Source organism: Mycobacterium sp. (assembly GCF_008709575.1).
Classification (GTDB): Bacteria; Actinomycetota; Actinomycetes; order Mycobacteriales; family Mycobacteriaceae; genus Mycobacterium.
Genome location: NZ_VYIK01000005.1, coordinates 75,281 through 82,988 on the forward strand (window position 1 = coordinate 75,281; position 7,708 = coordinate 82,988).

At 67.0% G+C, this 7,708-nt stretch carries 6 protein-coding genes, 1 rRNA gene and 1 pseudogene (1 of these 8 only partly in view); 5 read left to right on the top strand and 3 right to left on the bottom strand.

Annotated elements, in window-relative coordinates; all coding sequences use genetic code 11:
• Positions 1–27: 27 nt before the first annotated feature.
• Both F6Q13_RS02240 and F6Q13_RS02245 read left to right on the top strand, forming a co-directional pair.
• Entirely contained in the window at positions 28–3,036 is a 3,009-nt protein-coding gene (locus F6Q13_RS02240; protein WP_293051643.1) for an acyl-CoA synthetase, read from the top strand.
• Positions 3,033–3,245, top strand: a complete 213-nt coding sequence (locus F6Q13_RS02245) for a Trm112 family protein (protein WP_293051614.1) — start codon at positions 3,033–3,035, stop codon at positions 3,243–3,245. The genes F6Q13_RS02240 and F6Q13_RS02245 overlap by 4 nt, the downstream gene beginning before the upstream one ends.
• Here F6Q13_RS02245 and F6Q13_RS02250 read toward each other — a convergent pair.
• From F6Q13_RS02250 to F6Q13_RS02260, 3 genes and pseudogenes are all read right to left on the bottom strand, one after another.
• Positions 3,211–3,825, bottom strand: coding sequence for a TetR/AcrR family transcriptional regulator (locus F6Q13_RS02250; protein ID WP_293051617.1), 615 nt, complete (start codon positions 3,823–3,825; stop codon positions 3,211–3,213). The two genes, F6Q13_RS02245 and F6Q13_RS02250, sit on opposite strands and share 35 nt — an antisense overlap.
• A gap of 3 nt (positions 3,826–3,828) precedes the next feature.
• Positions 3,829–4,578 carry an ABC transporter permease gene (locus F6Q13_RS02255; RefSeq protein ID WP_293051646.1) on the bottom strand — a complete coding sequence of 250 codons (750 nt, stop codon included), beginning with the start codon at positions 4,576–4,578 and terminating at the stop codon, positions 3,829–3,831.
• Positions 4,579–4,580: 2 nt separating this feature from the next.
• Positions 4,581–5,101: pseudogene (locus F6Q13_RS02260) on the bottom strand (ATP-binding cassette domain-containing protein).
• A 58-nt stretch (positions 5,102–5,159) separates the two neighbouring features.
• Here F6Q13_RS02260 and F6Q13_RS02265 point away from each other — a divergent pair.
• From F6Q13_RS02265 to F6Q13_RS02275, 3 genes are all read left to right on the top strand, one after another.
• The gene (locus tag F6Q13_RS02265) at positions 5,160–5,771 is read left to right on the top strand and encodes a DNA-3-methyladenine glycosylase (RefSeq protein ID WP_293051619.1); all 612 of its coding nucleotides are present in this window, start codon (positions 5,160–5,162) and stop codon (positions 5,769–5,771) included.
• 18 nt (positions 5,772–5,789) lie between these two features.
• Entirely contained in the window at positions 5,790–7,064 is a 1,275-nt protein-coding gene (gene tyrS, locus F6Q13_RS02270) for a tyrosine--tRNA ligase (protein WP_293051621.1), read from the top strand.
• Between the two features lie 319 nt (positions 7,065–7,383).
• A 16S ribosomal RNA gene (locus F6Q13_RS02275) occupies positions 7,384–7,708 on the top strand (its annotated part continues 442 nt past the right edge of the window); the annotation flags it as partial.

Here is a 7,708-nt window from a genome sequence, read left to right on the forward strand (position 1 = left end):
GCCAAAGCGGCGGATGCGGCCACGGTGATGTGCCAGAATGTGCTGGTCACTCAGGGGAGCAAGGTGGATTTACATCTTTCTGCGGTCACGCGACCGGTCGAGCGCCTGATGGCGACGGCGCAGAACGGCTTCGAGGTGCTGCGGTTGGGCGGCCTGGAGACCGGGATGGTTCCGTCGCCTTTTCAGATCGTCGAGAGCGTGCCCATGTACAAGCTGCGCCGGTATTTTCCGCCGGATACCCGGCCGGGGCAACCGTCGGCGGGTCCGCCGGTGCTGCTGGTGCATCCGATGATGATGTCGGCGAACATGTGGGACGTCACGCGGGCCGAGGGTGCAGTGGGTATTCTGCACGCTGCGGGGCTCGATCCGTGGGTCATCGACTTCGGCTCGCCGGACAAGGTCGAGGGCGGCATGCGCCGCAACCTGGCCGACCATATCGTCGCACTGAGCAACGCCGTCGACACGACGACCGAAGTCAGCGGGCACGACGTGCATCTGGCCGGCTACTCGCAGGGCGGGATGTTCTGCTATCAGGCCGCGGCCTATCGGCGGTCGAAAAGCATTGCCAGCATCGTCACGTTCGGTTCCCCGGTGGACACCCTGGCCGCACTGCCGCTGGGTATCCCGCCCAATCTCGCTGCGGTCGCGGCCAATTTCATGGCCGATCATGTTTTCAACCGACTCGATATACCAAGCTGGTTGGCGCGCACAGGTTTTCAACTACTCGATCCGCTGAAGACAGCTAAGGCACGAGCCGATTTCGTCCGGCAGCTGCATGATCGCGAGGCGCTGTTGCCGCGTGAGCCGCAGCGCAGATTCTTGGCGTCGGAGGGCTGGATCGCCTGGTCGGGGCCGGCGGTCTCGGAGTTGCTGAAGCAGTTCATCGCGCACAACCGGATGATGACCGGCGGTTTTTCGATCAACGGGCAGTTGGTAACGCTGACCGATATCACCTGCCCGGTGCTGGCTTTCGTCGGCGAGGTCGACGACATCGGGCAGCCGCCCGCGGTGCGGGGCATTCGGCGCGCGGCACCCAATGCCGAGGTCTACGAGTACACGCTGCGGGCGGGCCATTTCGGGCTGGTGGTCGGATCCAAAGCGGCGCAGCAAACCTGGCCTACTGTCGCCGCGTGGGTCCGGTGGATCTCCGGGCTGGCCGCCAAACCGGACGCAATCGTGCCGATGGCCGACCAGCCGACCGAACACGCCGACAGCGGTGTGGCGATCAGTTCGCGGGTTGCGCACGGTATCGGGGAAGCGTCCGAAGTGGCGCTGGCGATCGCTCGCGGTGCGGCCGACGCGGTCGTGGCGGCCAACAAATCGATGCGCACGCTGGCGACCGAAACCGTGCGGACATTGCCGCGATTGGCCCGGCTGGGGCAGATCAACGACCACACCAGGATTTCGCTGGGCAGGATCATCGCAGAGCAGGCTCACGACGCACCGCGAGGCGAGTTCTTGCTCTTCGATGGGCGGGTGCACACCTATGAGGCGGTGAACCGCCGAATCGACAACGTCGTCCGGGGCCTGATCGACGTCGGAGTGCGCCAGGGCGACCACGTCGGAGTGCTGATGGAGACCCGACCCAGTGCGTTGGTCGCCATCGCCGCGCTGTCCCGGTTGGGCGCGGTCGCGGTATTGCTGCGTCCCGACGTCGACCTGGCTGCGGCGGTGCGGATCGGTAAAGTGTCCGAGATCATCACTGATCCGCCCAACCTGGACACTGCGCGCCAATTACCCGGCCAGATCCTGGTGCTCGGCGGCGGCGAGTCCCGCGATCTTCATCTGCCGCAGGACGCCGGCGTGATCGACATGGAACAAATCGACCCCGACGCGGTCGAGCTGCCGGGCTGGTATCGGCCCAATCCCGGGTTTGCCAGCGATCTTGCGTTCGTCGCTTTTGCCACGGCCGGCGGGGAGCTGGTCGCCAAGCAGATCACGAATTACCGCTGGGCGTTGTCGGCATTCGGAACCGCGTCCACCGCAGCGCTCGGCCGGGGCGACACCGTGTACTGCCTGACGCCACTGCACCACGAGTCCGGGCTGTTGGTCAGCCTGGGCGGCGCGGTGGTCGGCGGCACCCGCATCGCGCTGTCGCGGGGGCTGCGCCCGGACCGCTTCGTCGCCGAGGTGCGTCAGTACGGCGTCACTGTGGTTTCCTACACCTGGGCCATGCTCCGCGACGTGATCGACGATCCGCACTTCGTGCTGCACGGCAACCACCCGGTACGGCTGTTCATCGGCTCCGGCATGCCCACCGGGCTCTGGAAGCGTGTTGTCGAGGCGTTCGCCCCCGCACGGGTGGTCGAATTCTTCGCCACCACTGACGGGCAGGCCGTGCTGGCCAATGTGTCCGCCGCGAAGATCGGCAGCAAGGGTCGGCCGCTGCCGGGCGCCGGGCATGTCGAATTGGGGGCCTACGACGCCGACAACGACCTGATCCTGGAAAACGACCGGGGATTCGTCGAGGTCGCTCCCACCGGCACGGTGGGCGTGCTGTTGGCGCAACCGCGGGGGCCGATCGATCCGACCGCGGCGGTCAAACGCGGTGTCTTCGCGCCCGCCGACACCTGGATATCCACCGAGTATCTGTTCTACCGCGACGCCGACGGCGACTACTGGCTGGCGGGCGGGCGCGGCTCGGTGATCCGCACCGCGCGCGGCATCGCCTATCCCGAGCCGATCACAGACGCCCTCGGGCACATCGCCGCCGTCGACCTCGCGGTGACCTACGGAATTGCGGCCGGAGAGCACCAGGCTGCGGTGTCGGCGATCACGCTGCGACCCGGCGCGACGATCACGGCGGCGGACCTGACCGAGGCGCTGGGTGACCTGCCGGTCGGGCTGGGACCCGACATCGTGCACGTGGTTCCCCGGATGACGCTGAGTCCGACCTACCGTCCCACAGTCAGCGCGTTGCGGTCGGCCGGGTTCCCCAAACCGGGGCGCCACAGCTGGTACTTCGATCCCGCGGGCAACCAGTTCAAGCGTCTGACCGCGGCGATTCGCACCGAGATGCTCGGCGCGCAGCCATGATCGACGACACCCTGCTGGACATCTTGGTCTGCCCGGCCGACCGGGGGCCGTTGCTGCTGATCGGGGACGTGCTCTACAACCCGCGGCTGCGGCGCGCCTACCGGATCGATGACGGCATCCCGGTGCTGCTTGTCGACGAGGCCCGTGACGTCGACGACGACGAGCACACCCGGCTCATGGCGCAAGCAGACCCGGAAGATCCCCGGTGAGGTAGCGCTGCAGGTTCGGCGCGACGGTCCGCGCGATGCGCTCGGGCGGCAGCGACTTGAACGGCTCCAGCTCCAGGATATAGCGGGCCATCGCCATGCCCACCAACTCGGAGGCGACGAACTGGACGCGGACGACTCCGCTGCCCGGGGGATCGTCGACGCGGGATCCGACCTCGACGGCGACAATCTCTCGCAGCAATGACCGGAACAGGCTCACGTCCACGCCGGCCAGCAACGACCGAAGCTCGGCGATGAAACCCGCGCCGATTTCGGAGTCCCACAGCGGCAACAGCAGCGACGGCAGCGCGTAGCCGAGTTCTTCGACCGGGGTCTCCCGCAGGGCCTCGACGACCCAGTCGATGGGAATGTGGATCGCGGCCGCGAACAGCTGCTCCTTGGTGCCGAAGTAGTGGTGCACCAGCGCCGCATCCACGCCGGCGGCCGCGGCGACTGCCCGCACCGAGGTCTTGTCGAAACCTTTGCGCACAAACAATGCTCGAGCGCCGGTCAAGATACGCTCGCGGGCGCCGGAATTGCCGACCGGTCGGCCCGGACGTTTGCCTTCGACGCCGGTGGTCACGGCCTAGGGCGTCCGTCGCCGCAGTGTCGCGGCGGCCAGACCCAGCGCCGTGATCGCAAAACTCACGACGACCACGATGTCGCGGACGGCGATGTAGGTCAGTTCGGAATGGGCGCCCACCTGCTGGAGCGCCTCCAAGGCGTAGCTGGCAGGCAGGGCATTGCTGATCCACTCCAGCCAGGTCGGCATCAGAGCCCGCGGGACGATGATGCCGGCCAGCAGCAGCTGCGGCGCCATCACCATCGGGATGAACTGCACGGCCTGAAACTCGGTGCGGGCGAACGCACTGCACAGCAGGCCGAGCCCGACACCCAGGACGGCGTTGATGATCGCGATCGCGAACACCGCCACCGGGCTGCCCGCGGTGTCGAATCCGAGCAGCCAAAACGCCACAACGCAGGCCAGCGTGGCCTGCGCCGCCGCCGCCATCGAAAACGCGGTCCCGTATGCGGCGAGCAGATCAAGTCGGCGCAGCGGAGTGGTCAAGATCCGCTCCAGCGTTCCCGACGACCGTTCGCGCTGCATGGTGATCGCCGTGATCACGAACATCACGAACAACGGGAACAGGCCCAGCAGGACCAGGCAGGCTGTGTTGAACCCGGTCGGGGCACCAGGGCGGTGCGGGACCTGCTCGAACATGAAATACATCAGTGTGATGATCAGGACGGGCACGGCCAGGATCATCGCGATGCTGCGGCGATCGGCGGCCAGCTGGCGCAGGATCCGCGTTGTGGTGGCGGTGTAGTTCTTCAGCGTCAGCCGGCCGCGGGCGCGGTGGTGGTGCGCCGGATGATGGACAGAAACGCTTCCTCCAGTGACGTGCATCCGGTTTCCTCCCGTAGACGGCGGGGCGTGGTGTGGGCCAGGAGTCGTCCTTCGCGCAGGAGCAGCAGATCGGCGCAGCGGGCGGTGCGGCAGTCGCGCAAATCCACTGCGTCGATGACCTCGTCGGCGGCGTGACGGCCGACAGCGCAGAGTTCGGCGAAGTAGCGGACGTTGTCGATCACCCGCAATGGCGCAGCCCGGGCGAGCCGGCCGGTTGGCCCAGCACGCCCACCGAACCTGCGGCGACGACCTGGGTGCCGACGATGCAGCGCATCAGTGTGGTCTTGCCCGAGCCGGATGGGCCGAGCAGGCCGGTGATCGTCCCACGCGCGATGCGCACCGAGAAGTCCGACAGCGCCGGGCGCTTGCCACGGATGACCCGGAGATTGTCGATGGCGACGGCCGGCTCAAGGCGGTGCACGCAAAATTCATCGCCTGATGAAGCCACCACCCACTGAATCTGTGCCGGTGCTGGCCGGTTGTCAACAGCGGCGGGCACAATCTGTCCGGTGAGCGCTGAGGAACTCGTCGTCGACCCGGTGGCGGCGGCGCGCCGGGTACTCGGTGCCACCCTGACCGGACGCGGTGTCAGCGCCACGATCGTCGAGGTGGAGGCCTACGGGGGTGTGCCCGACGGTCCCTGGCCGGATGCCGCGGCGCACTCCTATCGTGGCCGCAGCGTCCGCAACGCGGTGATGTTCGGGCCACCCGGGCGGCTCTACACCTACCGCAGCCACGGCATCCACGTGTGTGCCAATGTCGTGTGCGGCCCCGACGGGACAGCGGCGGCGGTGCTGTTGCGGGCCGCGGCGATCGTGACCGGGGTTGAGGTCGCACGCTCCCGGCGTGGCGAGCCGGCCAGCGGCGCCGCACTGGCGCGCGGACCGGGGAATCTGTGCTCGGCGTTGGGAATCACCCTCGACGACAACGGGGTTGACCTGTTCGCTCCGGAAAGTCCGGTGCAACTGACGCTCAACGACCCGGTTGCCGCGGTCGCCGGCCCTCGGGTCGGCATCAGTGCGGCCGCCGACCGTCGGTGGCGACTCTGGCTGCCGGGCCGGGCGGAGGTCTCCGCCTACCGTCGCAGTTCCCGGGCACCGGCGCCGGGTGCCAGCGACTGATCCGCAAAGATGTCAGTCATGGGCGGCACCATCGTCGACGAGCTGCGTTGGCGCGGGCTGATCGCGCAGTGCACCGATCTGGACGCGCTGGCGGACGAGGCGGCGCGTGGACCGCTCACGCTCTATGCGGGATTCGACCCCACCGCTCCCAGTCTGCATGCCGGTCACCTGGTGCCGCTGCTGACGCTGCGCCGGTTTCAGCAGGCCGGACACCGGCCCATCGTGCTGGTCGGCGGGGCCACCGGCATGATCGGCGATCCCCGCGACAGCGGCGAGCGGGTACTCAACAGCGCCGACACTGTGCGGGACTGGACCGAGCGAATCCGACGCCAACTCGAGCGCTTTGTCGACTTCGACGATTCGCCGACCGGTGCGATCGTGGAGAACAATCTCGAGTGGACCGGCGCCATGTCGGCGATCGAGCTGCTGCGCGATATCGGCAAGCACTTCTCGGTCAACGTGATGCTGGACCGCGACACCATCCGGCGCCGTCTGGACTCCGGGGGGATCTCCTACACCGAATTCAGCTACATGTTGTTGCAGGCCAACGACTATGTCGAACTCTGCCGTCGCCACCGCTGCGTGCTGCAGGTCGGCGGGTCCGACCAGTGGGGCAACATCATCGCCGGAGTGCGTCTGGTGCGCCAGATGCTCGGTGTGACCGCGCATGCCCTGACGGTTCCGCTGGTCACCGCCGCCGACGGGACAAAGTTCGGCAAATCCACCGGCGGCGACACCGTGTGGCTCGACCCCGACCTGACCACGCCTTACTCCTGGTATCAGTACTTCATCAACACCGCTGACACCGACGTCATCCGTTATCTGCGCTGGTTCACCTTCCTGTCCGCCGACGAGTTGGCCGACCTCGAGGAAGCCACCGCGACACGGCCACAGCAGCGGGCGGCCCAGCGGCGACTGGCGCGCGAGCTGACCGCTTTGGTGCACGGCGAGACCGCCCGGACCGCGGTCGAACGGGCCAGTCAGGCGTTGTTCGGCCGGGGCGAACTGGCGCGTCTGGACGAAGCCACGCTGACTGCGGCGCTGCGCGAGACCCCGGTGGCCGAGTTGAAGCAGGGTGCGCCGGACGGGATCGTCGACCTGTTGGTGGCCAGCGGCCTGTGCCCGAGCAAGGGCGCGGCCCGGCGCACGATCGCCGAGGGCGGGGCCTGGGTCAACAACACCAGGATCGACGACGAGAACTGGGTGCCGCAGCCCGCCGACTTCCTGCACGGCCGGTGGCTGGTGCTGCGCCGGGGTAAGCGAAACATCGCCGGCGTCGAACGTATCGGCTGACTACTGTGAGCCGAAACCTCGGCATTATCAGCAGATTTGACTGTCGGCTGCCTCTGGCGTAGCTTAAGAGTTCGCGCCGCGGCCAGCCCGTGACGCGCCGACATCTCCGGTGGGCATAGCGCCACGGCGCACGACGTTCCACTATTTCGCCTCCAGACAGTCCGCGGCAGTCGCCGCGGGTGCGAGGCAGGGGATGCAGGTGTTGTTTGAGAACTCAATAGTGTGTTTGGTGGTTTTTGTTTGTTGTTGTTTTTTGCCGCATTCTGATGCCCCGTGTCAGGGTGTGGTGTTGTTTTGGGATTGGATTTCTCTTGGTTTTTGTTTGGAGAGTTTGATCCTGGCTCAGGACGAACGCTGGCGGCGTGCTTAACACATGCAAGTCGAACGGAAAGGCCCCTTCGGGGGTGCTCGAGTGGCGAACGGGTGAGTAACACGTGGGTGATCTGCCCTGCACTTCGGGATAAGCTTGGGAAACTGGGTCTAATACCGGATAGGACCATGCCATGCATGTGGTGTGGTGGAAAGCTTTTGTGGTGTGGGATGAGCCCGCGGCCTATCAGCTTGTTGGTGGGGTGATGGCCTACCAAGGCGACGACGGGTAGCCGGCCTGAGAGGGTGTCCTGGCACTCTTTGACTGTGATACG

Coding starts and splice junctions, on each gene's coding strand:
- F6Q13_RS02240 (WP_293051643.1), top strand. CDS start 28: ATGTGCCAGAATGTGCTGGTCACTCAGGGGAGCAAGGTGGATTTACAT.
- F6Q13_RS02245 (WP_293051614.1), top strand. CDS start 3,033: ATGATCGACGACACCCTGCTGGACATCTTGGTCTGCCCGGCCGACCGG.
- tyrS (WP_293051621.1), top strand. CDS start 5,790: ATGGGCGGCACCATCGTCGACGAGCTGCGTTGGCGCGGGCTGATCGCG.